This is a genomic window from Melioribacteraceae bacterium, from assembly GCA_035362835.1.
Lineage (GTDB): Bacteria > Bacteroidota > Ignavibacteria > Ignavibacteriales > Melioribacteraceae > DSXH01.
The window spans coordinates 1,251,014-1,276,935 of record DAOSDY010000001.1 but is presented as its reverse complement, the minus strand read 5'-3'; the positions used below and the strand labels follow the sequence as shown (position 1 = coordinate 1,276,935).

At 40.1% G+C, this 25,922-nt stretch carries 24 protein-coding genes; 12 read left to right on the top strand and 12 right to left on the bottom strand.

Annotated features, from left to right (window positions below):
• Positions 1-97: 97 nt before the first annotated feature.
• From PLZ15_05400 to PLZ15_05365, 8 genes are all read left to right on the top strand, one after another.
• Positions 98-1,441 (top strand): ATP cone domain-containing protein, encoded by a 1,344-nt coding sequence (locus PLZ15_05400; protein HOI29180.1) that lies wholly within the window; start codon positions 98-100, stop codon positions 1,439-1,441.
• Between the two features lie 283 nt (positions 1,442-1,724).
• A complete protein-coding gene (locus PLZ15_05395) occupies positions 1,725-3,539 on the top strand; it encodes a hypothetical protein (protein HOI29179.1) in 1,815 nt (604 codons plus the stop codon).
• Between the two features lie 155 nt (positions 3,540-3,694).
• The gene (locus tag PLZ15_05390) at positions 3,695-4,684 is read left to right on the top strand and encodes an SDR family oxidoreductase (GenBank protein HOI29178.1); all 990 of its coding nucleotides are present in this window, start codon (positions 3,695-3,697) and stop codon (positions 4,682-4,684) included.
• Between the two features lie 13 nt (positions 4,685-4,697).
• On the top strand, positions 4,698-5,573 hold the full coding sequence (locus tag PLZ15_05385; GenBank protein HOI29177.1) for an alpha/beta hydrolase-fold protein: 876 nt from the start codon (positions 4,698-4,700) through the stop codon (positions 5,571-5,573).
• An 88-nt stretch (positions 5,574-5,661) separates the two neighbouring features.
• Positions 5,662-6,111 (top strand): DUF6174 domain-containing protein, encoded by a 450-nt coding sequence (locus tag PLZ15_05380; protein ID HOI29176.1) that lies wholly within the window; start codon positions 5,662-5,664, stop codon positions 6,109-6,111.
• A 22-nt stretch (positions 6,112-6,133) separates the two neighbouring features.
• Positions 6,134-6,766, top strand: a complete 633-nt coding sequence (locus tag PLZ15_05375; GenBank protein ID HOI29175.1) for a hypothetical protein — start codon at positions 6,134-6,136, stop codon at positions 6,764-6,766.
• Positions 6,759-7,463, top strand: coding sequence for a copper homeostasis protein CutC (locus PLZ15_05370; GenBank protein HOI29174.1), 705 nt, complete (start codon positions 6,759-6,761; stop codon positions 7,461-7,463). Before PLZ15_05375 ends, PLZ15_05370 begins: the two co-directional genes overlap by 8 nt.
• A 7-nt stretch (positions 7,464-7,470) precedes the next feature.
• A complete protein-coding gene (locus PLZ15_05365; GenBank protein HOI29173.1) occupies positions 7,471-8,136 on the top strand; it encodes an RNA pseudouridine synthase in 666 nt (221 codons plus the stop codon).
• 15 nt (positions 8,137-8,151) lie between these two features.
• Here the strand turns inward: PLZ15_05365 and PLZ15_05360 are convergent, their stop codons facing one another.
• From PLZ15_05360 to PLZ15_05345, 4 genes are read right to left on the bottom strand one after another with little or no spacing between them, the layout of a single operon-like run.
• A complete protein-coding gene (locus tag PLZ15_05360) occupies positions 8,152-8,838 on the bottom strand; it encodes a LamG domain-containing protein (protein HOI29172.1) in 687 nt (228 codons plus the stop codon).
• A gap of 4 nt (positions 8,839-8,842) precedes the next feature.
• Positions 8,843-9,739: a diacylglycerol kinase family lipid kinase gene (locus tag PLZ15_05355; GenBank protein ID HOI29171.1), complete on the bottom strand. Its 897-nt coding sequence runs from the start codon at positions 9,737-9,739 to the stop codon at positions 8,843-8,845.
• Between the two features lie 43 nt (positions 9,740-9,782).
• Positions 9,783-10,307, bottom strand: coding sequence for a type 1 glutamine amidotransferase domain-containing protein (locus tag PLZ15_05350; GenBank protein HOI29170.1), 525 nt, complete (start codon positions 10,305-10,307; stop codon positions 9,783-9,785).
• A gap of 42 nt (positions 10,308-10,349) precedes the next feature.
• Positions 10,350-11,816, bottom strand: coding sequence for a M64 family metallopeptidase (locus PLZ15_05345; GenBank protein ID HOI29169.1), 1,467 nt, complete (start codon positions 11,814-11,816; stop codon positions 10,350-10,352).
• Between the two features lie 124 nt (positions 11,817-11,940).
• Between PLZ15_05345 and PLZ15_05340 the strand changes: the two genes are divergently transcribed.
• The 3 genes from PLZ15_05340 (at position 11,941) to PLZ15_05330 (ending at position 19,291) form a co-directional block, all read left to right on the top strand.
• Complete coding sequence (locus PLZ15_05340; protein ID HOI29168.1) at positions 11,941-12,603, top strand: DUF4159 domain-containing protein; 663 nt, start codon at positions 11,941-11,943, stop codon at positions 12,601-12,603.
• A gap of 49 nt (positions 12,604-12,652) precedes the next feature.
• Positions 12,653-16,012, top strand: coding sequence for a hypothetical protein (locus PLZ15_05335; protein HOI29167.1), 3,360 nt, complete (start codon positions 12,653-12,655; stop codon positions 16,010-16,012).
• 132 nt (positions 16,013-16,144) lie between these two features.
• Positions 16,145-19,291 carry a two-component regulator propeller domain-containing protein gene (locus PLZ15_05330; protein HOI29166.1) on the top strand — a complete coding sequence of 1,049 codons (3,147 nt, stop codon included), beginning with the start codon at positions 16,145-16,147 and terminating at the stop codon, positions 19,289-19,291.
• 41 nt (positions 19,292-19,332) lie between these two features.
• On the opposite strand, the gene PLZ15_05325 is transcribed toward PLZ15_05330, so the two are convergent.
• The 4 genes from PLZ15_05325 to PLZ15_05310 form a co-directional block, all read right to left on the bottom strand.
• A complete protein-coding gene (locus PLZ15_05325; protein HOI29165.1) occupies positions 19,333-19,959 on the bottom strand; it encodes a hypothetical protein in 627 nt (208 codons plus the stop codon).
• Between the two features lie 46 nt (positions 19,960-20,005).
• Positions 20,006-20,566, bottom strand: coding sequence for a hypothetical protein (locus PLZ15_05320; GenBank protein ID HOI29164.1), 561 nt, complete (start codon positions 20,564-20,566; stop codon positions 20,006-20,008).
• The gene (locus tag PLZ15_05315; GenBank protein HOI29163.1) at positions 20,556-21,107 is read right to left on the bottom strand and encodes a sigma-70 family RNA polymerase sigma factor; all 552 of its coding nucleotides are present in this window, start codon (positions 21,105-21,107) and stop codon (positions 20,556-20,558) included. Before PLZ15_05315 ends, PLZ15_05320 begins: the two co-directional genes overlap by 11 nt.
• 108 nt (positions 21,108-21,215) lie before the next feature.
• On the bottom strand, positions 21,216-21,839 hold the full coding sequence (locus PLZ15_05310) for a DUF502 domain-containing protein (protein ID HOI29162.1): 624 nt from the start codon (positions 21,837-21,839) through the stop codon (positions 21,216-21,218).
• Between the two features lie 114 nt (positions 21,840-21,953).
• Between PLZ15_05310 and PLZ15_05305 the strand changes: the two genes are divergently transcribed.
• Entirely contained in the window at positions 21,954-23,393 is a 1,440-nt protein-coding gene (locus tag PLZ15_05305; protein HOI29161.1) for a hypothetical protein, read from the top strand.
• 37 nt (positions 23,394-23,430) lie between these two features.
• Here the strand turns inward: PLZ15_05305 and PLZ15_05300 are convergent, their stop codons facing one another.
• From PLZ15_05300 to PLZ15_05285, 4 genes are read right to left on the bottom strand one after another with little or no spacing between them, the layout of a single operon-like run.
• Positions 23,431-23,799: a hypothetical protein gene (locus PLZ15_05300; protein HOI29160.1), complete on the bottom strand. Its 369-nt coding sequence runs from the start codon at positions 23,797-23,799 to the stop codon at positions 23,431-23,433.
• Positions 23,800-23,830: 31 nt separating this feature from the next.
• Positions 23,831-24,586 (bottom strand): class I SAM-dependent methyltransferase, encoded by a 756-nt coding sequence (locus tag PLZ15_05295; protein ID HOI29159.1) that lies wholly within the window; start codon positions 24,584-24,586, stop codon positions 23,831-23,833.
• 16 nt (positions 24,587-24,602) lie between these two features.
• On the bottom strand, positions 24,603-25,127 hold the full coding sequence (locus PLZ15_05290) for a hypothetical protein (protein ID HOI29158.1): 525 nt from the start codon (positions 25,125-25,127) through the stop codon (positions 24,603-24,605).
• The gene (locus PLZ15_05285) at positions 25,128-25,922 is read right to left on the bottom strand and encodes an MOSC N-terminal beta barrel domain-containing protein (GenBank protein ID HOI29157.1); all 795 of its coding nucleotides are present in this window, start codon (positions 25,920-25,922) and stop codon (positions 25,128-25,130) included.

Genomic DNA, 25,922 nt, shown 5'->3' with positions numbered 1-25,922 from the left:
TTTTATCGCTATGTTAAGTAATTGATTGAATTAGAACAACTCTCCGAGTAAATTAAGACTGTAAATAAATCTTCTCTAAGAAAGTTGCGGGGAATTTATGTCCAAATTTAAATATGTAATTAAAAGGACTGGCGCGGTTGTACCTTTTAATCCCGATAGAATTGCAAATGTAATTTACCGTGCGGCTGTTTCTGTCGGCGGACGCGATAAAGAAAAAGCTGCTGAACTTGCCAAAAAAGTTATCGATAGTATGGAAGAGAAGTTCGAGGAGGGATATAAACCGCACGTGGAAGAAATTCAGGATATAATTGAAAAAATACTGATTGAGAACGGTCACGCTAAAGTTGCAAAGGAATTTATTTTATATAGAGAAGAAGCTGCGCGAAGAAGAAGAGAAGACTCGCGTCATTTTTCGAAACCCAATGAAGTGGTCCCGTGGAAGAAAGTCTGGCGTTCGCTTGACTGGGCCATTTCACATGGGCTTCACACTGTTGAATCTACAAACGAGCGGATCAGAAGAGGTGAGTTCCCTTATATTGTTCATGAGGCGGAATCGTTTTACGAAACCCAGCTTGATACCGCCGCGGAACTTATAAAGGAGAGAAGCGGAGAGCTTAAAATGGTAATGGTTAGCGGTCCTTCATCTTCCGGGAAAACCACCACCACACTTAAACTGGAACAGCGCTTGAATAAAATGGGTATGAGCTTTGTTCCGCTTATTGTCGATAATTATTTCTTCGATCTCGAACTCCATCCGAAAGACGAATTCGGCGATTACGATTTCGAAACCCCGCAGGCACTCGATCTCGAAATGATTAACGATCATCTTAAACGGCTTGCGGCAGGCGAAGAAGTGAAAATACCTTATTACGATTTTAAGTCGGGTAAGAGATTCCCGGATAGAACTCCCCTGCAGATTCACGACCACGAGGTCCTGCTGATCGACAGTCTTCACGGATTATATCCGCAATTCAGTCAGGAGATCCCCGGTTCACAGAAATTCAAACTCTATCTCGAGCCGCTTCTTCAGATGAAAATGCCCGACGGGCAGTATATCCGCTGGACTGATCTCCGGTTAATAAGAAGAATGCTGCGCGATTCTGTACACCGCGCCTATAATCCCGAACAGACTCTGCTCCACTGGCACTATGTCCGCTCTTCGGAAAAAAGAAATATACTTCCCTACTGCAACACTGCGGATTACATTATAAATACTTCTATGCCGTTCGAGGTTCCGATTTACCGTCCGAAACTTATCGAACATTTTAAGGAATGGGAGAAAAAATACGAAGGCGATCCTTTAAGAGAAGACGCTTACGTCAGGGCATCGCGTACCAGAAAAATGCTCGAGGCAATTGAGCCGGTTGAAGACGATTCTCCGATTCCGGGTGATTCTGTGTTGAGGGAATTTATAGGCGGAAGCACATTAAATTATCATTGATTTCTACGGTAATTTTAACACAGGATTACAGCCGACAAATACATACGACAGATTCAATCTTGAACATTTAACACTTGCAGATTTTTTTGAGTATTCACCCGGGATGGGATTTAGACCGGTATTTTATTTATCTTTGTTTCAAAATCATGGGGATATTCCGGATTAGTTATAATCTGTTAAATATCTATTCGTCAACTCAAATGAATATTTAGATAGATTTTCCCCGTCCAAAAATTTCTTTAAGAAAGCGATCTCCTAATCATAATACCACAGGATTTTGTTAATGATAAATACCAGTTTACATAAATTTCATATTCCGGTTTTAGGTGTTGGATTCTCCGTTGATGCTCCTCTAAAGGTTGCAAAGTATGGAATCTCGTCTGTCATGTCCCTTGTAGACGACACATTATTAGAACAACTTCGCGGTCATTACTTCGGTTCGAGAAACAAGATGTATGTACCCATCAAAACAAAAGAACTGGACTCCAGGGCAAAACGGATAACCGCATATCTAAACATGATTAGTGAAATTGTAAAAGAGGACTTTGAAAAACTGAAATATTCTCCTTTTGAACCCGGGAGCGAAATAACAAAATATTTCGAACTTCTACCCTGTGATTCCGCATTGAAGATTAAGTATAAGGAAATGCTTAAAATTTCCGACAACACATTAAGATCCCGGGCAGAACAAGATTTAAGAGAAGCAATTCTACCCGGTTCTATCGATGTAAATATTATGACCAAGCTGGATAAGGTTAATTATTCACACGACGGTTTGCCGCTTTCAAACGAGTTTAATGACGCACACGCAGCTCTTCGGGGATTTGCACATAGTGATCTTGAAAGTTCGATAATATTTTCCGCCGGTATGAATCCCCGGCTTTACTCTTATATTGAATCTTTTAAAGACTTTCATCCAGATATTCGGGGTAATTTTAAAAAGAAGATTGTCATAAAGGTTAGTGACTTCAGATCGGCTCTTATCCAGGGTAAGTTTTTAGCAAAGAAGGGATTATGGGTTTCAGAATTCCGTATTGAATCCGGATTAAATTGCGGTGGCCACGCCTTTGCAACGGATGGCTTACTCTTAGGTCCTATACTGGAAGAGTTTAAGCGAAGAAAAGAAGAATTAATCAACACGCTTTCGGAAATTTATTTGTCGGCCATTTCCGTTAAAGATATCGCGGTTAATCCCACGAATCTGAATTATGATCTTACGGTTCAGGGCGGTGTGGGTACTTCAAAAGAACAGGAATTTTTAATCACCTATTATGGTGTTAAATCCGTGGGCTGGGGAAGCCCGTTTCTTTTGGTGCCCGAGGTAACAAATGTAGATGATTATACATTAAATCTGCTTTGTCGTGCTGGTGAAAAAGATATCTATTTAAGTGAGGTCTCACCGTTAGGCGTACCTTTCAATAACCTGCGCAATAATAGTAAGGATATAGAAAAAATAAGGAGAGTTGAATTAGGTAAACCGGGAAGTCCGTGCCCGAAGAAATTTTTAGTTTCTAACGTGGAATTTTCCGATAAGCCGATCTGCACAGCATCAATTTCTTATCTCAAAGAAAAGACTGCCCGGCTGAAAGAAGACATTTCCGATCCGGATCGTTTTGGTTATGAATTTAGCAGGGCAACAGACAAAGTTTGTTTATGCGAAGGACTTACAGTCCCGGCTTTGATACAAAAAGATATTCCAACCCCAAAACAGAGCCGTGCTGTTTCAGTCTGCCCCGGTCCAAACCTCGCTTACTATTCTAAAATTGCCACTCTTAAAGAAATGGTCGATCATATCTACGGAAGAATAAATCTCGTAACGGATGAGCACCGTCCCTATTTCTTTGTGAAAGAACTGAAATTATATATTGAATTCCTTGAGAATAAAATAGAAAAGTCTGCTGAAATTTTTTCGTATCAATCAGAAACTTATCTTAATTCTTTCCGCGATAATTTGATTTCCGGAATAAAATACTATAAAGAAATTGTAGGCATTATAAAGGAAGAATCGGATGCGGCCAAAGAAAAAATGCTCTCTGCTATTCACGAATTGGAGGACAAATTAATTTCGATGGTCATTCCGTCGTGTCAGCCGGTTTAATATTTTTCTGCTCACAGATGCTTCTTCCGGACAAAATCAATTTTAACAGATTAATATTTCTTGTGTGTTTATTTTCTGGTGAACGGTTGAATAATACTGTTTATATTTCCTGCCGTGATCATAAATTATTTACCTAAAAAAACTGTTTATTTTAAATGAAAATACTCTTCATAGGCGGAACGGGTGTTATCAGCTCTTCTTGTACCCAATTGTTAATAGAAAAAGGCTGCGACTTATATCTTCTTAACAGAGGCAAATCATTTAGAAAACCTCCTTCAAAAGCCAACATTCTTACAGCGGAGATAAATGACATAAATTCAGTCAGGGCTGCATTAGATAATCATCATTTCGATTCAGTTGTTGATTGGATTGCTTTTAATGAAAACGACGTCGGGCGCGACTACGGACTTTTTAAAGACCGGACAAAACAATATGTTTTTATCAGCTCTGCTTCAGCATATCAAAAACCGCCAGTAAAACTCCCAATCACTGAAGATGTGCCGCTTGTTAATCCATTCTGGAAATACTCTCAATCAAAAATCGATTGCGAAAATTTCCTTATGGAGAAATATAAACACGACGGATTTCCTGTAACTATTTGCCGACCGTCCCATACGTACGACAGGACAAAGCCGGCGCTTAAAATGGGTTATCTTCCTTTTTACAGAATGAAGACAGGCAAGAAAATAATCATTCACGGCGACGGTAATAATCTATGGACACTTACTCACACAAAAGATTTTGCGAAGGGATTTGTAGGACTGATCGGCAATCCCAATACCATTGGCGAAGCATATCACATAACCTCGGATAAAACTCTTACTTGGAATCAGATAGCAGAGACCCTGGCATCTAAGGCGGGATTTGAACTGAATCCGGTACATATCCCGGTTGATTTTATTGCGCTGCAGGATAAAGAATGGGGCGCTGAGCTCTTCGGCGATAAGGCTTATGATACTGTATTCGATAATTCAAAGATCAAAAAAATCGTACCGGATTTTAACGCAGTTATCCCTTTTGAATCCGGTGCGGAAGAGATAGCCGACTGGTATTCGGATCCCGCAAATCAAATTGTCAACACGGAACTCGACGAATTGATGGATCGAATCGTTGCAGAATTCGAGTTAAAAAAACCCGGTACATAAAAGAAAGCAATTCATGAAAAAAATTTTTATCACTGTTTACGTCTCTTTTATTTTCGTAGGCCTACTACCGGCCCAGACAGGTGATGCCGGTCCGGTAACTCTCAACAGAACCGAAGTCCATAGAATCTCATCTGTCTCGAACGGAGAGACATACCCTGTATTTATCTCTCTTCCGTCGGGTTACGGAGCGACTGATAAAAAGTATCCGGTTGTTTATATGCTCGATGCCTATTCATCTTTCGGAATAGTAATGCAATCTGCCAAGCTGCTTGCTTTCAACAAAGAACTGCCCGACCTTATTATTGTCGGAATTTCATCCGAAGGAGGTTCAAAGGAATTTAATTACAACAGGGGCAGGGATTATACTCCTACAACAGTAACACAAAACAATCGGCCGGGAAACCGGGAGGTAATTCTTCCAGCGTCGGGCGGCGCCGACAGATTTCTCTCGTTTATCACAAACGAATTAATTCCTTTCGTTGAATCCAGGTACAATATTATTTCAGGCGACAGAACATTGATTGGACACTCCCTGGGCGGGCTTTTTGTAACATATTCCCTTCTGAAAAATCCGGACGCCTTTCTAAGATACGTAATGATAAGCCCCGCTCTATTCTGGGACGACAATTATATTCTAAAAATGGAGAGCGGTCTTTATAAGACGGGAAAATCTCTCAATATAATAATATATACTTCTGTAGGCTCTCTTGAGTCGGATATTTTTAAAACACCATGGACAGATTTTGTGGATTCCCTGAAATCCCGGAATTATTCTGGTCTTAGATTGATTCCGGAAATTGCTGATAATGAAACACACTATACCATCATACCTCATCTTGTAACTCGCGGATTAATATCGGTCTTCAAAGAAAATTTAATAATCCGATAAACCCGGTCTTCATTTTCACAGTTCGTATTACACGGGAAATTGATAAATTAAACTACGAAATTAGCTTTGATTTCAACGGATGAAAATCATGAAGATAAAAATCTTTTTTTTACTTATTGTTTTATTTTTCGTCAGCTGCGATGAGAATCCTTTTGAAAGCGTTTCCAACAGAGCTTCTGAAGAATATCAGAATTGGAAGTCGTTTGGAATTAATGATTACACAATTATCCAGCAGAGAATTGCTAACTTTTCAGGTACCGATCAGGCTGTTAAAATTTTTGTCAACAACAATCAGATAACCGATATAAGAGACACCAGCGGTACCGTACAGATCCCGCCGGAAAATTGGAAATGGTACCGGTCTGTTGATCAGCTGTTCGAACTGCTGATTGATATTAAAAACACGCAGCCCAATCAGTACCAGGTTGTATACGAAGACACATACCGTTATCCGACTCAGCTTTTTATTTCTTCCGGAACTGTTAAATCTTCGGAGGCTTTTAGCTTTATAACCGTAGGTCTTGCTATACAAAATTAATTTTAATAAGAGAGGATATTTAATGGAACCGGTCCAAATTATAGGCTACTTTGCTTCGGCGCTGATAGCGGTATCGTTAATGATGAGTTCGATTGTTAAACTGAGGATTATAAATTTTTTCGGTGCTTCAATATTCTCTACTTACGGATTTATTATAGGAGCTTACCCGGTGGGAATTCTAAACGGTTTTATTACGCTGGTAGATATCTATTATCTTACAGAAATCTTTTTTAGGAAGGAGAATGAATTCTTCCGGGTTCTCGAAGTAAAAACCACATCCGAATATTTAAATTACTTTCTGAAGTATTATGAGAAAGATATAAAAAAGTTTATGCCTTCATTTCTCTTCTCTCCATGTAAAAACTGTCATGTTATGTTCGTTTTGAGAAATGCGGTCCCGGCAGGACTGGTTATTTCGGAATATTCTGACGACGAGTCGATTCACGTCCGTCTCGATTATGCAATACCCGGCTACAGGGATTTCAAGATGGGTAAATATGTATTCAATGAAATATTTAAACAGAAGAAAGTAAAAAATATTTACAGCGATCCGGGAAATGAGAAACACGAGATCTATCTTAAAAAGATGGGATTTATCAAAAAAGAATTAAACGAAGGACCCATTTATCACCTTGAGGTTGAGGGCGATGGCTGAGATTATTTTTGAGGCATGCGTGGAATCGCTTGCATCTGCACTTTCTTCAGAAAAGTGCGGCGCAAAAAGAATTGAATTATGTGCCGATCTGGGTATTGGAGGAATTACTCCGGATTATGGATTGATTGAAACCTGTCTTGAAAATCTGAAAATACCGGTTAATGTTTTGATCCGTCCGCGCGGGGGCAATTTTACTTATACCGAAGAAGAACTCAATAAAATGAGGCAGGATATTATTTTCTGCAGGAATAACGGTGCGCACGGAGTAGTAATCGGAATTTTACTTGAAGACGGATCGGTGGATACTAATAGATTATCAGAAATGATAGATTTGGCAGGACCAATGAGCATTACTTTTCACCGTGCGTTTGACGTTGCGGGAGACCCGATCGCCGTGCTCGATTCATTAATAGAACTCGGTATAAACCGTTTATTAACTAGCGGACAGAAAAATGACGCTCTTTCCGGAATCGATACAATTCAGAGATTGGTTGAGCACGCAAAAGAAAGAATAATAATTATGCCGGGCGGCGGAATAAACGAAAACAATATTCACAGGATAATCAGAGAAACCGGCATAAGGGAGATACACGGTTCTGCTCGCATTGTATCCGGATCGGGTGCTGAGAGGATAACTGTTTTCTCTGAAAAGAAATTATCGGAAATGATTAAAGCAATAAAAGAATTTCAGCATTAAAAGAATTATGACTCCAGCAAGCATAGAAAATATCAACCTGTTGTATAGCGACCCGAATATTATTGCCGTTGATAAACCGGAAGGAATTGCCTCGATTTCAGAAAACGATACCTCAATTGAAACGATACATTCCCTGCTTGAAAAAAAATTCGAACAGAAAATTTACGTCGTCCACAGGATTGACAAAGAAGTGAGCGGAATTATTCTGTTTGCAAAGAATCCGGAAACTCACAAATACTTAAACAGACTGTTCGAATCTAGATCCATAAAAAAGAATTATACAGCACTCGTTCACGGATCAATAAAAAATGATACGGGAAGGATCGATAAACCGATTCGTGAATTCGGTTCGGGAAGAATGGGGATTGATGAAAAGAACGGCAAGAGGAGTATCACCGATTATAAACTTCTAAAAAAGTATAAGAATTTTTCACTGCTCGATATATCAATCATTACAGGAAGGCGGCACCAGATTCGCGTTCATCTCTATTCAATTGATCACCCGATCGCAGGCGATTTAAGATACGGTGACAAGAATATTCAGAGCGGATTTCCACGGCTGATGCTCCACGCCGGAAGAATTGAGTTCGAACTGAAGAACGCAAGGAAGATTCTTATAGAATCCCGTCTGCCGGATTCGTTTACGGATTATATAAATCAGCTGTCTGTATAATCGGCAGCCAAACCATTAAATTTCATCAAGAAATTCTTCGGGCGTCAGGGCCCGATCCGTAAACCTGACCAGTTTTATTTCTCCCTTAAAAAAAGATCGCTTATTCATTCTCATGCCTAAAGATACATTTCCGTCTTTGATCGGGATATAGTTAATTGTGCCGGACATTTCCTCCCGACCGTTTACGAAATGACGGACAACTCCCTTATCATAAACGAGAACGGCATGATACCACTCCTGCAGCGGATGAATATAATTTTCCGCGTAGAGCGTTCTGAATGTTGTATCGGCATTTATATGTGTATCCAGAAACCACTTGTTCCCATCGGTGAGTCTTAACTCAATTAACATTCTTCTTGGTTCATACCCGGGAGCCTGAATGTGCAAAAAGCGCTGTTCTTTATTCACCGGGTTTGATGATGTATCCGGTTTGAAAATAATTTCAACGGTGAAAGAATTTGCGCCGTCAATCGGGTTGGCATGAACAATGATTCCGTCATCAACTCCGTCGAACCTTACTGATTTTCCTTTTTCGGTTTCTACTTCAACCGGATTCCCGAATAGAGTAATTGGATTTCCACCGATTTTATTTAAGTTATCGACCTGCCAGGTAACCTGCCCCGGCTTACTCTGAGCAAACAAACCTGTTGAAAAAGAACAAACAATAATTAAGAGAATCTTATAAATATTTTCCCGGATCATATTTCTAATTCCCCGTAATAACTGCGAGTGATTTATTTAAGCATTCGATTTCTATCGGAGTAGTACCTGTAAGTTGCCCATCGGGCGTTAATTTTTTCACCGGCTCCGTCTCAATTTTTATTTTTTTTGCCTTAAATGTCTCCACTTCTTTCATTTTAATATGCTCGCCCGTAAATATCTTGGGCAGACACTGAAGAAGCCGGGTTCTCGATAATTTGTTGAGAAGCGTAATGTCGAGCAGCCCGTCGTCGACCGACGCATCGGGGGCCATCAGAAAATCCTTTCCCGTATAGCGCGAGTTTGAGATCTCAACAAAAACATTCTCCCTCTCTATTTTTTTGCCGTCAATTTCCATTTTCAGCGTGAAAGGTTTTAAAGAAACAGTCCTGTGCAAAACTCCTAATATATAAGAGAGATGGCCGAAGGCTCTTAATTTAAAAGCTGTTTGCGCCACATCTGTAACAAATCCCAGACCGAGAATATTTATGAAATAGAACTGATCGTTTCCGGTTCTGCAATAACCGACATCAACATGTTTGGTCTTTGCGGCAGATATTTTTTTAACTGCTTTGCACCAGTCTTCGGGATGAAGGTCCAGGTCCCTAGCAAAAGCATTGCCTCTTCCGACGGGTATAATTCCGACAGGAATTTTTCTCGACGAACTGTTCAGGAAATAACCGTTTATAGCTTCGAACAGCGAGCCGTCTCCCCCCGAGAGCGCAAGTAGATCATAGTTTTCGAAGTCGAGGTTTTTTACTATTTCGGTCGCGTGACCGGCATATTCGGTTTGTACGGCTTCCAGTTTTTTTACATCCGGCTCAAATTCTTTATTTATTTTATGAAAAAGTTTAGATCCGTTTCCATTGCCGGATGCGGGATTATTAAGATGAAATACTTTCATTTGGTCCTTATAGATTATTAGAAAACAAGAAAAACCGCATTTGTTATTTTGAAAGATATTCTATTATTGAACTGCAAAACCGGGGAAGATCGTCCGGTCGCCTGCTTGAAATCATGTTGCGGTCAACCACCACCGGTTCATCCACCCAGACGGCCCCGGCATTCTCAATATCGTCTTTTATTCCGGGTGTTGATGTGGACCTGTAACCTTTCATTATTTTAGCCGAGATTGTAATCCATCCGCCATGACAAATATGTGCTATCATTTTCCCCGAGTTGTTGAACTGTTTGGTCAGCTGGAGAACTTTCGGGTCCCTTCTCAGCTTATCGGGCGCAAATCCTCCCGGTGTTACAAGTCCATCGAAGTCTTTTTCCTCCAGATCTTTGTAAGATGCGTCGGACTTGCATGGATAGCCGTTCTTTCCCTGATAAACTTTATTGGCCTCGGGGCCGGCAACAACAACCGACGCACCTTCTTCGATAAGCCGGAGTTTGGGATACCACAGCTCCAGATCTTCATAAACATCGTCAATAAATAATAATATTTTTTTACCCGATAGCGATTTCATTATAATTTACCTTACAATATCATTTTATTAATTCATTCAATACTACTCAGCGTAATGCATTATTACTTTAGCAATATGCTCTTCGCAGACTTTGCAGAATGGTTTAGCGCCTTTTGTAAACATAATACAATCGAGCATCGACCTGTACATTCCCTTGGCGTTGTAGCCCGCACCCTCAAAAGCACCGACCTTTCCAATAAACTTTGATGATTTCAAATATTTATCCACTTCCTCGCTCCGTGCTTTATCTTTTGCATCATACTCAGCCTGTGCAGCTTTTATTATTGCTTCCCGTTCATTTTCTCTTTTCATTTTTGCAATGTTGTTGTTCATCTGTTTTCTGATTGTCTGCCAAGCATAATCAGTTCTATCATATTCCTCTTTTTCCCAGGGAGTTGGTATTTCAATTCCAGGAGTAATATGATTTTTCCATTTCAGATTATTTTTGTCGTAGAGACGGGTAATATTCGGTTCAACGGGTTCAATTCCTTCGGTATACATATCGTTATACGCTGTTTCGGAAGTATAATATTCATCGGCAAGGCCCGCGAACGAATGTCCGAATTCATGAAGGAATAGATAGTTGCAGAACTGATTATCGGCAACGAAAGTGCAGTATGTGTTGTACAGTCCCCCGCCTCCGTATCGCGATCCGTTTACCATAATATAAATCGCGTCATATGGAACATGAGAGGCTATATCGCGCAGAGTTCTGTTATCCTCTGTGAGTATGTATCTTTCCGATCCCATTGCGTAATAAGTTGTGTTAAGAACCGTTTTCTTATAAACATTGGCGCCAGGCTCATCAATTCCGCTTTCGGCAGAAGCTTTGAATATTCCGTACACATTAAATTTATCTTTGTGTTTCTTATACGGTTCGTGATTTAATAAAACATCTGTAAACCTCTTGAGATCGCGGTCGAACTTTTCGGATTCACCGGCAGTGTAGCCGTCGCCTATAATTACAACATCAACCCTGTTATGCGGATCGCCCGATTTGTGGCTGTTGATTGTCCTCACTCCGGCATCAGCGATTGGATCTTTTATTATGTAGAGGTCGTCTGGATTTATAATAGTTGAAAAAATTTCATTTAACTGATTCCGCTTGTCCCGTTTTTCAATCACAAATTTAATTTTAGATTTAGGATAAGGAATGATCGCGCTTTCGTGAAAAGATCTTTGAATTCCGTTTACGGCTTCTCCTGTCGTCTGATATTCTTTGAAATAACTGTCGAATCCTTTGGAATAAATTAAACGGCCTGAATTCAGATCATAAATTTTATGATAGTATGCCCCGTTATTGAAATTATCGATCAGGTTCTTAGTGCTCCCGGCCCATATTCCGTACTTATATATAAAATCGATTGTTATAATTTCGGTGACGGAATCACCAATATGAAAATAGTCGATCCGCATGGTCTGATCTTCGAAATACTCATTGAAGTTTACCGTTTGCGCGTTAATAAGAAATGGAAATAATAATATGATAAGGATTTGAATCGTCTTCATTGTTCTCTCTTAATTGTTATATAAAAAATAAGAAATGAATAAATGATTCGCCCGTTGATTTTCTTTTGGCTGTGCAAAGTGAGTATTAAATATTTATCTTCACCCTGTAAAATAAATGCAACCGATGAAATTACTTATAAGAATTCTTATACTATTTGCCACCTGGCCTTCCGTTTCCCCGGCACAGAATGACGGGGGATTTATGATTGCCCGGCTAAAATACAACGGCGGAGGCGACTGGTACAACGATCCTTCTGCCGAAGTAAATCTTTTAAGATTTATAGCACAGAACACTAATATAAAAACTAATCCGAAATATGAATTTGTAGATTTATCAAGCGGCAACGTATTCTCATATCCTTTCCTTTTCATAACTGGTCATGGTAATATTGTTTTTTCCGATTCTGACGCGCGGAAGCTGCGCACTTATCTTGAGAACGGAGGATTTCTTTATGTTGATGACGACTACGGACTAGATAAGGCTTTACGAAGGGAGTTAAAAAAAGTATTCCCGCAAAAAGATCTTGTAGAAATTCCGTTTGATTACGGACTTTATAATTGCATGTTTGATTTCCGGAACGGGCCCCCAAAGACTCACGAGCACGATAATAATCCGCCCCGTGGATTCGGAATTTTTCATGAAGGAAGATTGTGTGTTTACTATACATATGAAAGCAATCCGAGCGACGGCTGGGCCGACCCGGAGGTTCATAAAAATCCGCCCGCTAAAAGAGAAGAGGCTTTAAAGTTCGGAACCAACATTGTTGTGTGGGCGTTAATGAACTGATAGCAGCATTGAGAGAGAAAACATTTTAATAGCAACACGATTTTATTCGATGGATAATAATCTTATTAGCAAAATTTATAAACGTCTGGCCGAGGTTGAATCCCTGGACAAAAGGCGTGAAGCACTTGCCGGGACCGGATTGTTCATTCTGTTTTCGGTTGCTATTGTTACCTCGGTTTCCTTGTTTAATCTTATGTTCAATTTTAGTTCTTCAGCGCGGACAATTCTGTTCTGGTTATCAATAATTGCAGTGTCGGTATTCCTTATTGTTAAAGTAATTACACCGCTGGCGGCTTCCTTCTTCGTAATATCAAAACCCGATCATTTCTCGGCAGCAAAAAAAGTCGGCAACGTATTTCAAGAAATAAAAGATGAGCTGATCAATGCATTCGAAATCAGATCCTCTGTATATCCGGGTTATTCATCAGATTTGATTGCAGCGGCTTTTAACAGGATTTATACAAAATCGGAATCGATCGATTTCAGGAAAGCAATTAATTTCGGACCGGCCAAAGGGAGAATCCGTATTGCTTTAATAATCACGATTCTAGCAATCCTGCTGTTCCGGTTTTTTCCAGATCTTTCAGCTTCGGCATACCGGATTATCAATTATGATCGCGAATTTTTGATTCATCAAAAATTTTACCTTCATATACTTCCCGGCAACGATGAGATAACAAAGGGGGATGATGTTTCAATAAAGGTAAGCGCTTCAGGCGAAATCCCGAACATTTTAACACTCTTTACCAAATCAAATGAAAAAACGGAATTCGAGGAAATAGTATTAAATCCTGATTCTTCCGGAGTTTTTTATTATACCATCCGAAATGTTAAAAACTCCTTTCAATATTATGCCGCCTCTTCAGGGATTGAGAGCGATAAATATACTATAGCGGTAATAAACCGGCCGATTATAACGCGGCTTGACCTCACTATAAATCCTCCGGCATATTCCGGGCTTGCAAAGTCGGTTCAGCGTGATAACGGAAACATCTCCGCACTTCCCGGAAGTGAAATAGAAATATCGATTGACGCTTCAAGAGATCTTTCCGATGCTTTAATTATGTTCGATGACAGTTCACAAATTAAAATGGGGGTTGTAGAATCCAAAGCATCTGCCCTGTTTTCAGTCAATAAAGCATCGGCATATTTAATTTTTGTAAAAGATAAACAGGGTGTTGAAAATTCGGACCCGATCAGATACTCAATAGAACTTCTCAACGACAGGCCTCCGGAAATTGAATTGATCAGTCCCGCAGAAAATGTGAAGCTTGGTACAGACGGCCGGGTACCTGTTATTTCAAAAATAAGAGACGATTACGGTTTTACATCTCTGCTGCTTAAGCACCGTCTTATCGCATCTAAATACCGCGAACCGATGAATGTAGAATCTATAATTCCCATAACAATTAACAGCAACCGGCTTGAGGATGAAGTATACTATGTATGGGATTTAGCGCCTCTATACCTTGCGGAAGGTGAATCGATCTCTTTCTATCTTGAAATTTTTGATAATGATGAAATTTCCGGACCCAAATCCGCTCGCACCAAGGCGATAACAGTATTTGTTCCCTCACTCGATGAATTGTACCGTCTTGCCGACAATTCCCGGGAGGAAACAACCGGAGAGCTTGCCGAAACGATTAAAGAAGCTGAAGAATTAAACCGGGAGCTTAAAAAGATAGGCGATGAACTTAAACAGAACAGCCGGGAAATTTCCTGGCAGGAGAAGGAAAGAATTGAAAAGGCTTCGCGCAAATTTGAAGATCTGATGGAAAAAACCGGGAATATAGAAGACAAACTGAGCGGGATGCGCAAAGACCTGATGCAGAATAATCTGCTCTCCGAGGAGACTCTTCAGAAATATAACGAGCTTCAGGATCTGCTCGAACAGCTGAATAGCGAGGAACTTCGCCAGGCATTTAAAAGAATGGAGGAGGCGCTTAAAAGCCTTTTGCGGGATAATGTACAAGTCTCGCTCGATCAGATCAAAGCTAATGAAGAATATTTCAGAAAAAGCTTGGAGCGTACTCTAAATCTTTTAAAGAGAGTTCAGATAGAACAAAAGCTGGACGAGCTTATTAAAAGAGCCGACGATCTATCAGAAAAAATCGGGGAGCTCTCTGATAAAACCGAGAGGGCTGATCTAAACGACAAAAGGAAGCTGGGTGAGATTGCGGCACGGCAGGATGATTTAACGGAAAATCTAAATCAGTTGAAGAGCGAAATGGAAAAGCTTGATAGAATGATGGATGATTTAAAAGATATGCCGAAAGAAGAAATGGAAAAGCTGCTCGAAGAGTTCGCTAAGCAGAACAATACTAAGCTTTCCGAAGAAGCGGTCAGGAATTTACAAAGGATGCAAAAATCCGAGGCGCTAAAAAATCAACAGCAGCTCTCTAAAAATGTTCAGAGCTCGCGGGAACAAATGGAAAGTCTTCAGTCTGCTCTCCAGCAGATGAACCAAATGAAAACTTTTTACGAGATGATGAAGATTCTCGATGATCTGCTCGCTTTATCAAGGAGTCAGGAGAATTTAAAAAATGAGAGCAGGGATTTATCCGCTATGTCGCCGGAGCTTTCCGGTTTCAGCAGGAAACAAAGCGAGATGCAGGGTAATCTGAGCCGCATACTTCAGAAAATGACGGCTTTATCTCAAAAGACATTCGCAATTACTCCGGAAATGGGGAAGGCTCTCGGTAAAGCTTATTCCGAAATGCAGCAGTCGATTACATGGATGCAGAACGGGAACCCGGCTCTTTCGGCACAGCGTCAAACCGAAGCGATGAGAAACCTGAATGAGACCGCCGGTTTGATGAAGAGGGGGATGGACCAGATGATGAGCGGCGGCCAGGGAGGCGGAATGATGGGCATGATGCAGCAGCTTCAGCAAATGGCCCAGCAGCAATTGGACCTGAACCGCTTAACTCAAATGATGAATCGCGGGCAAATGTCGCAGGAAATGATGGCTCAGATGGAAAGACTGGCAGGGCAGCAGGAACTGATCAGGAAATCACTTGAAGAGTTGAACCGCGAGGCGGTAGAAACAGGACGCTCGAAACAACTTGCGGCTAACCTTGAAAAAATACTTGAAGAAATGAAAGAGGTCGTATCTAATCTTCAATCGGATAAACTCGATGATGATATCATTAAACAACAGGAAAGGATCCTATCAAAACTTCTGGATGCACAGCGCTCAATAAACGAAAGAGATTTTGAAAAGGAAAGAAAATCAAGTACCGGAAAGGATTTTGTGCTGACTTCCCCGCCTAAACTGATTCTTACAACCGAGGAGGGAAAAAACAAACTGAGAGACGAACTTATGAAAGCAATAAGAGAAGGTTACAGGAAAGATTACGAGGATCTGATTAGAAAATATTTCGAAGCCCTCGAGAAGGAGAACCGGTAACCGTTTTTTACTGCCCGGATATTGTAATAAAGAGCATTTATAAGTCTATCCCTTGAAGCATATCTTATCCTGATATAAATTGAGACCGGCGAAATAGCAAAATTTGTAAACTCGGGGCGCGGATTCCATTTTATGATCTTCTATAAGATTATTTTCCTTTTACTATTCGGCGCGGTTTTATACGCACAGCCGAAAATATTGCAAAACATACGCCCGATTTCACCGTCGGAAAAATATGTTGTAACAAACTGGAACTCCAATTCTGGACTTCCCCAGAATTCTATTAACCGGATTGTCCAGGATCAGAACGGATATATCTGGCTGGCTACTTACGGCGGACTTGTCCGTTTCGATGGATTAAATTTCCGAACATACTCAACAAGTCAATATCCGGTTCTTCAGAGCGATCGAATTAATTCTCTTTTCCTGGACAGCAGAAACCGCTTATGGATTTCAAACGAACTTGGAAAGCTAATCGTTTTTGACGGAAGAACATTCACCGATATAACCGGCATATTTTCGGACTCTCATTTTAATGTTTATCAATTTGCGGAGGACTCGAAAGGCAATTATTATATTTGCAGCACCAACCGGGACATGTTTTACTATGCCAACGATAAGGCAACAAAAATTGATTCCTTAATAAACGGCAAACCCATAAAAGATTACGATTATATTTCCTTCAGCCACAGGACAAAAAACGATACCTTATTCGCGATGTTCGATAATCAGGCGTTGCTTTTTTACAACGGCCGGATAGTTAAAGAAAAACTCCTTCCGCTTCCGTATGGATTTCATAATCAAAGTATATATAATGAAAAAGGGATTTGGATTTTGTTCGGCCTGAAAATATACTATTCTGCAACATTCGACGAGCTTTCAAATCCCGTAAACTTATTTCCGGATAAATTAATCAGCACTATATTTATGAAAGATTCGTCTATTCTTGCCGGAACATATGACGGGTCTGTTGTATTAATTAAGAATAATTCACTGGAAACAATTATTCCAAAAGGCAGAATATCAACCACCGTTTATTCACGCGTGTTCATAGACTCAGAAAACAACTACTGGGTGGGAACACAACTTTACGGACTTTTTCTAATTAAGAAGAAATTCATATATACTCTCGATAAAACTTTCGGCATTGACGAACTAAATACATACCCCATCTTTAATTCTTCTGACGGTTCTATCTGGATCGGTCAGAATCCGGGTATTCAGAAAATTGTGGACAATAAAAGAATAGTAACCCCATTTAAAGAATATGAAGCTTCAAATCCAAAAACGATTACATGGGCCTTTACAGAGGATAAAAATAACGACATCTGGATTGGTACAAACGGAACCGGTATTTATAAATCAAAAAACGATAAATTAGAAGAATTTATAGATAAAGACAGCTTAAGACAGAAAGCCGGCACAAATTTCTTTTCCGCTTTTACCGATAATTCCGGAAGAATCTGGTTCGGTTCAATCAGCGCGGTTACAATCTATGAAAATGGAAAATTTCGGGTTTATTATCCCGATAAATCTCGGAGAAACCTTTACAGACATTTTATACAGGACGAAAAGGGCATAGTGTGGATTGCCTCCGACGAGGGGCTGTTCAAATATGAAAACGGAAACTTCCATTTTGTTCAAGAGGCTAATGCAAAATCCGCACGCGCGTTATACATCGATAAGAAAAAACGTCTTTGGGTTGGAACCTACGGAAACGGTCTAAGAGTAAAGCTGGGCGATCGATTTGTTACAATTACCAGAAAGGACGGATTGTTTAACGATATTATTTCCGCAATAGCAGAGGACGGTAACGGGAATTTCTGGTTTACGTGCAACAACGGAATATTCAGAATCCGGGAAACAGAAATAGAAAATTATCTCGGGAATAAAAAAGATTTTCTTATTTCTATCAATTACGGCTCGGAAGAGGGATTGGCAAACATCGAGTTTAACGGCGGTTGTCAGCCAAGCTGGCTGCGGGATTACGAGGGCAATCTATGGTTTCCGTCATTCGGAGGTCCCGTAGTAATCGATTTAAAATCATTCAAGGATATTGTTGCCGAACCCAAAATTTTTATTGAATCACTGGAATTAAAGGATACTATTTATCATCCCGGCGATGAAATTATATTACCTAGCGATTACACTAATTTTACAATTAGATTTAACTCCCCTTCATTTTCATCTCCCCAGAATGTCCGGTTCAAGTACAAACTCGTCGGACTGGATAAAGAATGGCTTAATGTTGAAGGCAGGAGGGATGTGAGTTATCAAAAACTACCGTATGGAGACTACGAGTTTCAAATTTTCGCATCGGACAGTTACGGTAACTGGAGTATAAGCCCGGCATCAATTAAATTCAGTATTGAAGCAAAGATCACGGAGACGCCTGCGTTTTATATAATCGCCTTCTTAATTGCTGTATCGGGTATTTTCCTATTCTTCTATTACCGCTTGCAGAGCGCTAAGCGACATCGTTTGAACCTGGAAAAAATAGTTGAAGAACGGACTCAGGGCTACAGAATAGCAAAAGAGGAAGCCGAAATGGCTGCACGCGAAGAAAAGAAGCTTAGAGACAAAGCAGAGGAAGAGAGCCGCCAGAAAAACGAAATTCTCAGGATTGTTTCTCATGATCTTAAAAACCCGGTCTTTGCTGTAAAAGGATTTGCTGAAATACTGATGGACGATGTTGAATTAAAATCCGAAGAGAGAGAAATCGTTAAAATGATTGGTGAGGCCGGCGAAAGGATGCAGGACCTTATCTCACAACTTCTAAATTTCAGCAGGTTTGAGGGACAGAATTTCTCTATCGAAAAAAGCATTTTTGGTGTTACATCTGAGATCAACAAAATAATTACCAGGATGCTTCATTATTCCGACAGAAAAAATCAGTCTATTATTAAGAATTTCGGTCCCGGGGAATATTTCATTTTTGCTGATAATATATTATTTGTACAGATAATAGAAAATTTAATCAGCAACGCAATAAAATATTCTAATCAGGGTAAGGATATTATTGTAGGACTGAAAGAAGAAGGTGATAAAATTATAATTACAGTTAAAGATAGCGGACAGGGGTTCAGCGAGGAGGATATTAAGAATCTTTACAAACCGTTTGTAAAATTATCCTCTGTTCCGACTGCCGGGGAAACAAGCTCGGGACTTGGACTGGCAATAGTAAAAAGATTTGTCGAGCTTAACGAGGGGTCTATTCGGCTGGAATCGCAGAAAGGAGTCGGATCTACATTCACACTCGAGTTTCAGAAAGCAAAATAATAGCTGCCGCGCTCTCCCATTCGAAGAGCGCGGCACATTTCCTACCATCTTAAATCATCTTTTTCATTTAAAAGCTCTTTCAATCTTCTGTTTACAATATTCTCGCGGTTCTGCTTGCGGGTATTCAGAGATTCTTTCAGTTCCTGAAGTCGTTTTTCAAGACTTCTGATTTCTTCCTGTTTAAATGTCTCGCGGATATCGAAGAGTTTTCCAAGAGCATTGCTAAGTTCGCTACGCATTTTCTGCTGCTGTGCTTCATCGGCGCTTTTATACTTTAGCAGAATCAGTTCGACATCAATTTCCGCCTCCATCTGTTTTTTATTTACTTCGCTCTGTGTATCTGATTTTTTTTGGGATAAATATTCACCTCTCGCGGTTTCATAAAGCGCAACCCCGGTAGAATAGAAACCGTCGATTGAATAAATGCTCCGGTTTCTTAAAAGCTGATAATACTTATTCTTATTAAGTTTCTTTATCTCTTCGAGCTTGGTCTTTGTTTCAGGTGAAAGGTTTTTCAGATATTTTTCCTCTTCCTCCTGAGTCATTTCCCCCCCGAAAACTCTCAACGCATGTTTTGAACGATCGCTATCAATCGTAACCTGAGAGTAAGTTCTTGCTGCCGAAAAAGCAAGCAGGAGAATTAATATTATTAATGAGTATTTTTTCATTTTTCCCTCCTAAGATTATATGTTTGAATAAAACATCCTTTACTTATTAATAAAATGATTCCGGATCGCTGTTAGTTTCAAGATTGTTCAGGCGGCTGTTTATTCCATTCACCTCGCGGTTCCAGCCTTCCAGATTATCATATTTAATCAGTTCAATTCTGCTTCCGATATCGTTCAATTCCGTTCTTATCTCTGCGCCTTCCCAGTCAAGAAGTTCTCTGCTCACAGTTTTAATTGAATTCGGCTTGTCGGACATTAGCGAAATCAGAATTGCCGCAACAACAAGTACACTCGCAAAGACAACCTTGCCAACAGTAATTAGTTGGCGGCCCCTTTTTCCAAATAACCGGGGAAATATTTTATACCTATTTGACTTAATGCTTTTTCCGATCATCCTGTCGAACGAACTATCATCGATATCAAAAACGAGTTTTTCAGACGCCGTTGAAATAAGCCCTTCTGTTGACGATAGAATCTCCCTGCAATGATTGCACTGATTAAGATGTCTGCGCCAGAATTCCATTTTCTCGTCGCCCAGTGTTCTGTCTATATAAAGCCAGATATCGTGCTCGAACATTTTACACGTCATTTTTTCATTATTCGACATTTTGAAACCTCAACATTTTTCTCAGCTTCTTAACTGAGTAGTTCATGTGCGAAAGGACGGTATTAAGGGATTCGCCTGTTATCTCGGATATCTCTCTAAATGTCATCCCCCCATGAATTCGTAATAGAAACACTTCCTTTTGTTTTAAAGAGAGCCGGTCAACCGCCCTGGAAATTATTTCACCAGTTTCCGAATCAACAAGTTCTCTGTAGGGATCATTTGTTAATGCCGGGAACTCCATATCACCAATTTCATAAATATCTTTCTCTCTTTTATTCATTCTCAATTTATCCATTACCGTATTATGTGCAATCGAAAAGATCCAGGAAGAAAATTTGTTCTGATCTTTATAGTTTTTTAGTCCTCTCCAGATTTTAATCAGCGTTTCCTGGAAAAGATCCTCGGCCAGTTCCCTGTTTCCGCAAAGCTTAAACAGATAGGAGAGCATCCTTTGCCTGTAGAGCTTTATTAAAGGTCCGAATGCAGCAGATTCCCCCATTCTGCACCTGTCTATTAAATTATTCTCGTTTAATAGAGTCATATTCTTTTATTTTCTAACATGGTAAACGTATAAAAGGAAAATTTATTGTATTGGACGGAATTTTCTGAAGTAATGTTTCCGGGGAGCCGTAAAGTTATTGAAAGCAGTTTATTTCTCTTTTTCTTTTACTTCCAGTTCCTGCATTTTTGAGATAAAATCTTTTGAACCTGCGCCAAGACTGAGAACAGTTCTCATTGCCTGCTCAACCGGGTAATCAATTTTTGTAACATATTCTTTTCTGATATGATAGATATACCCGCCGGTGGGAGCCGGTGCCGAAGGGACAAATACTGTAATATAGCCGTTCGGACTTTCGTCTGTAATGAATGCAGTAATAATAGTGTCGTTATGAAAGGGGCGAATGAGCGCAACTCCTTTAAAGATCATTTTCTCTCCGCCGAAAAGCTGGATTACAGTTTCTTTTATAATTCTGTAAATCGGTATCCGCTTCAAGAGACGCTCTTCAAAAATCTGAAAGAAGAATTTTCCAAGCCGTGTCTGAACCAGAAGACCGACAAGAAAAAAGAGCAGGAGCATAATAATAATGGCAATAACGGCGGCAATTACCTCGCTTACACGGGCGGTTTCTACTAGAAGGTTTGTAATCGGGCGGATATTCTCTATCAGGAATTCATAAAACCAGTTAAGGACAAAGATCAGCACAATAATCGGAAGGACAACAAGAAACCCGCCGAAGAAAGTGGTCTTAAGAAACAGGTTCAACTTATTCATAAAAAAATCCTATTCGTACCGTTGCATTAAATCCGGGATTAAGATACTCAATATTTTTGTTTATCTTGTAAAGTAAAAATAATCATTGGCAACTTAAAAAAAGGACCGATTTGTATGAAGAGATTTTTTTTCATTCTTCTTTTTCCGGTAATCCTCTTTGCGGGTTCATTCGAACCTAATTCGCTGGACCGGCAGATAATCGATCATACATTCAACGAGGAATTCGACCGCGCATTTAAGCTGTCACAGGACCAAATAAAATCAATGCCCGGTTCCCCCAAGTACTATTATTATTATATAAACGCAAGGATACTGGAGTATTACCAGAGAATAGCAGAAATGGATCCGGCTAAACGTGATGCCGGCCGAAAAGTTCTCAACAAAGAGATAATTGATTATTGCGAAGGGGTAATAGAAAAATTCGAAGACTCTAAACTCAATACCGAAAATAAATTCTATTTCGGATCTATCTACGCATACCTTGGAAGAATATACGGAATTGACGGCTCCTGGTGGAGCGCATTCAGAAGCGGAATGAAAGCTAAAAATATTATGGATGAGATACTTGAATCCGATCCGAAGTTTTACGACGCCTATCTTGTGCTTGGTATGCTTCATTATTACGCCGACCGCTTAAGCGGTGTTACGGGATTTATTGCCGGCGTACTTGGAATGTCCGGCGACCGCGATAAAGGACTCGCCTATTTGAACTCGGCTTACGAAAAAGGAAAACTTACATACGGTCAAACAGCTCTTACTCTTATAGAAGTCTATTCGAGTCTGGAGGATAATGATGCTGCTTCGATTAGATACTTTGAAGAATTTCTAAAAAGATTCCCGAAGAGCAAAAGAACACTGAACTCCTACTGTCAGCGGCTATTAAACCTTAACGAATTCGAGAAGGTTGAATCGCTGATTAATTCTGACAATCAGAAACTGATCGAAGAATACACAAAAGCCCGATACTACGACGCAACCGGAAAGTCCGACCCGGCAATCAAACACGCAATCAATTCTCTGGAGAACGAAAAGCCGACCTGGAGAGGAGCGGCAGGCAATGCAAAATATATTATAGTTACAAATGCATGGCTTACAGGAAATGCTTCCCTTCTTAAGAAGTACGAATCGGAACTTGATGAAAGGTATAAAGAATCTTTTAACACCATGCGCCGGTTTGAAAAAGAGAGCCGTTGGCTTCACAAGTTTATTGTCGAGATTGCTTCAGGTAAATCCATTCCGGAATTGGAGAAATCTGCTTCGACCCGGCCCGACCTTAGTAAGGCTGATGATCTGGAGCGCCGGTTTAATCTGATTTTCGGTTTTGTTTATTTTAAGAAGAATCAGTTAAATAAAGCCGAACAGTATTACAGACAGGCACTCCGCTCCGCGGAAGATAGAGACAAGTATACAGCTTATAAATATCTTGTTGATATCTACATGAAACAGACAACAGAGCCAGCCAGGGTAAAACAATTGCTCGATGATATCGATGATCTTGAAAACGACAGACTCACATTCAGAGCAAAGGATCTTGAGAGAAAATACAATTTGTAAATAATTAGGGGACGATTATTCGTCCCCATTTTTATCTTTATTTAATTGAGTGAAAAGCCACCCTGTTTCCCTCGCTATCAATAAACAATGCCATATAACCGATATCCTCGGCAATAAATTTTTTATCCATAATAATTTTACCTCCGGCAACCTCGACTCTTGAAAGTGGTTCACTTAAATCCGGATTTGCATTAAGATAGATAACCGGACCATCCTGCGTGGGATTATAAAATTCTCCCTGACACAGTGCACCGCCTACTCCATCCCCCTCCATCGGGAAAAAAGCCATTTTGAGTCCGCCCAAATCTGTCCGGTAGAATTCTCCGCCGATCACCTGCGAATAAAATTTTACTGCTCTATTTAAATCCTTTGCGGGAATTTCGAACCAGTTTATAACATTAGCCATTCTACTGACCTTTCTATTTTAATTAATAGATTTATTTAACTGCTATTACCAGCAATTCGTAATCATCTTTCGAAAGCCGGTCGTTTCTGCTGAAGGCCCCGATTTTACAGCCGAAAATTTCCGATCCGGAAAATCCGACAGTTTTCAGATACCACGTCAATTCAGAAGGCATAAAATATCTTTCGTTGCACCGGAGTCTCATTTCCACACCGGAATCATCCGTCATTGTTATTTCTGAGTGGTCTCTTAAAGTCATTGGATCAAAATTATTCTGCACCGAAAAGACATTTTCGGAATCGCCGTTTATAAAATCTTTAACCGAGTTATTAAGGGGAAATAGTGCGTTAAGGGCAGTAAAGATAAATTTTCCGCCGGGTTTAATTGAGTTAAAAACATTCTGGAGGATTCTGAAATTCATTTCGTCCGTTTCCATCAGGGAGAAGGCCCCTTCGCAGATTAATATTGCATGATCGAATTTTTCGTTGAAATTAAAGTCCCGTGCGTCTTGAACCAGAAACTCAGGATTAACTCCCTGAATGTGAGCTTTTTCCCTTGCCCGTTTTATCTGCGCTTCGGAGAGATCAATTCCCGTGATTCTGTAGCCCCGTTTTGCAAGTTCAATAGAGTGCCTACCGGTACCGCATCCGACGTCGAGCAGATAAGCGGACTTATCATGTCCAATCTCATTTTCAATAAAATCGACTTCACCTAATGTTCCCTTTGTAAAAATCTCCTCGTCATACTTCCTTGCATAATTAGAAAACATTTCCTCGTACCATTGTTTCATTTAATACTCCGTTATTCTAATGAACAGATTCAAGAAGTTTGATTAGTTTTCTTCCTCTTGCCTTTACGCCCGGCGCGCCGTTAACCATTTGTCTCTGAATTTCGTCACGAACACTCTTTCTCATCTTTGTATGATTTATTGAGAGCTCGGCAAGAGTCTGCATACACATTACTTTAACAATTATACTCTCTTCTTCTTTAAGCCACTTAAAAAGGAATCCGGCCGCCCTGTTCATCTCCACTGAAGTAAGTTTAAGATAACCGATCATCGTCGCTACATGCCAGAGGACTTCCTTCTGTTTGAATTTCGGTAAGTTCTTAAGAATTGTTGATTTCTTTTTTTGAATATAGGCGGGGAAAGCCCTTGCGACTTTTTCAACCGCATCGGCGCATCGTGCCCGGATTATATTATCTTCGTGAAATATTCCGTTGAACACTTCATCGAACAGATCCGGGTCGCTTGTTACAAGCTTTACAACTTCATTGGATTTACCTATTGAGCGAAGATCGTGACCTTTAAGCAGGTCGTAAATTGTAAGCATCTATTTCCAGGCGGTAATTTTTAATTCGTTTCCAATGGATATCGTTCCGCATCCCCGGTGTACCAGGTTCTGACCGAACATAACTTTGTTATCAAAACTCCGGTATTCCGAAAGGGTCTTAAGCGGTTCTTCGTTTTTTTGCGCATTCTCCTGATTTATTGTAGTAACAACACAGCGTGCGCACGGTTTTACAGGAAAAAATGTAACGTCGCCTAATATAAAGCTTTTAATCCGGTCCTCGTCAAAAGGATTTCCGCCTTTAAAAACCAGATTCGGTCTGAAACGGTTAACGGGTAATTTTTCAATTAAACGGGAATTGAGTTCATCGAGCGAGGATTGTCCTATCAATAAAAACGGGTAAGCGTCTGCAAAGCTAACAATTTCATTACTGTGCGCATACCGGGTATCAACCGTGCGGTTTGTTTCGTCCGGCATAAAGACCATCCGGCACTTAACTTCGATCATATCACTGAACCATTCATCTGCTTCACTATCAACAAATTGCGTAGATACCTTGTCGTTCCAAATTACAACTTCAGTTTTGATACCGGAATTTCGCTCAATATTAAAACCAAAATTTTCCTTTTTAATCCTATGGCTAAATTCAAGTCTCCCGTTTTCAATCTCCACATCTATAAGTGCCATCTGGGGGTACACCCGCTGTGTTATAAACTTACCGGATTCATCTACCAGAAGCCATCGCCGGTCATATTTCAAACCGCGTTCAGTAACTTCAGAACTTTTAAGTCGGATTCCGCCGAGCGATTTAACGGGATAAATATACAGATCGCTCAA

Bases quoted from the DNA above. Each gene is read 5' to 3' on its own strand.
- PLZ15_05400 (HOI29180.1), top strand. From the start codon at position 98: ATGTCCAAATTTAAATATGTAATTAAAAGGACTGGCGCGGTTGTACCT.
- PLZ15_05395 (HOI29179.1), top strand. From the start codon at position 1,725: ATGATAAATACCAGTTTACATAAATTTCATATTCCGGTTTTAGGTGTT.
- PLZ15_05390 (HOI29178.1), top strand. From the start codon at position 3,695: ATGAAAATACTCTTCATAGGCGGAACGGGTGTTATCAGCTCTTCTTGT.
- PLZ15_05385 (HOI29177.1), top strand. From the start codon at position 4,698: ATGAAAAAAATTTTTATCACTGTTTACGTCTCTTTTATTTTCGTAGGC.
- PLZ15_05380 (HOI29176.1), top strand. From the start codon at position 5,662: ATGAAGATAAAAATCTTTTTTTTACTTATTGTTTTATTTTTCGTCAGC.
- PLZ15_05375 (HOI29175.1), top strand. From the start codon at position 6,134: ATGGAACCGGTCCAAATTATAGGCTACTTTGCTTCGGCGCTGATAGCG.
- PLZ15_05370 (HOI29174.1), top strand. From the start codon at position 6,759: ATGGCTGAGATTATTTTTGAGGCATGCGTGGAATCGCTTGCATCTGCA.
- PLZ15_05365 (HOI29173.1), top strand. From the start codon at position 7,471: ATGACTCCAGCAAGCATAGAAAATATCAACCTGTTGTATAGCGACCCG.
- PLZ15_05360 (HOI29172.1), bottom strand. From the start codon at position 8,838: ATGATCCGGGAAAATATTTATAAGATTCTCTTAATTATTGTTTGTTCT.
- PLZ15_05355 (HOI29171.1), bottom strand. From the start codon at position 9,739: ATGAAAGTATTTCATCTTAATAATCCCGCATCCGGCAATGGAAACGGA.
- PLZ15_05350 (HOI29170.1), bottom strand. From the start codon at position 10,307: ATGAAATCGCTATCGGGTAAAAAAATATTATTATTTATTGACGATGTT.
- PLZ15_05345 (HOI29169.1), bottom strand. From the start codon at position 11,816: ATGAAGACGATTCAAATCCTTATCATATTATTATTTCCATTTCTTATT.
- PLZ15_05340 (HOI29168.1), top strand. From the start codon at position 11,941: ATGAAATTACTTATAAGAATTCTTATACTATTTGCCACCTGGCCTTCC.
- PLZ15_05335 (HOI29167.1), top strand. From the start codon at position 12,653: ATGGATAATAATCTTATTAGCAAAATTTATAAACGTCTGGCCGAGGTT.
- PLZ15_05330 (HOI29166.1), top strand. From the start codon at position 16,145: ATGATCTTCTATAAGATTATTTTCCTTTTACTATTCGGCGCGGTTTTA.
- PLZ15_05325 (HOI29165.1), bottom strand. From the start codon at position 19,959: ATGAAAAAATACTCATTAATAATATTAATTCTCCTGCTTGCTTTTTCG.
- PLZ15_05320 (HOI29164.1), bottom strand. From the start codon at position 20,566: ATGTCGAATAATGAAAAAATGACGTGTAAAATGTTCGAGCACGATATC.
- PLZ15_05315 (HOI29163.1), bottom strand. From the start codon at position 21,107: ATGACTCTATTAAACGAGAATAATTTAATAGACAGGTGCAGAATGGGG.
- PLZ15_05310 (HOI29162.1), bottom strand. From the start codon at position 21,839: ATGAATAAGTTGAACCTGTTTCTTAAGACCACTTTCTTCGGCGGGTTT.
- PLZ15_05305 (HOI29161.1), top strand. From the start codon at position 21,954: ATGAAGAGATTTTTTTTCATTCTTCTTTTTCCGGTAATCCTCTTTGCG.
- PLZ15_05300 (HOI29160.1), bottom strand. From the start codon at position 23,799: ATGGCTAATGTTATAAACTGGTTCGAAATTCCCGCAAAGGATTTAAAT.
- PLZ15_05295 (HOI29159.1), bottom strand. From the start codon at position 24,586: ATGAAACAATGGTACGAGGAAATGTTTTCTAATTATGCAAGGAAGTAT.
- PLZ15_05290 (HOI29158.1), bottom strand. From the start codon at position 25,127: ATGCTTACAATTTACGACCTGCTTAAAGGTCACGATCTTCGCTCAATA.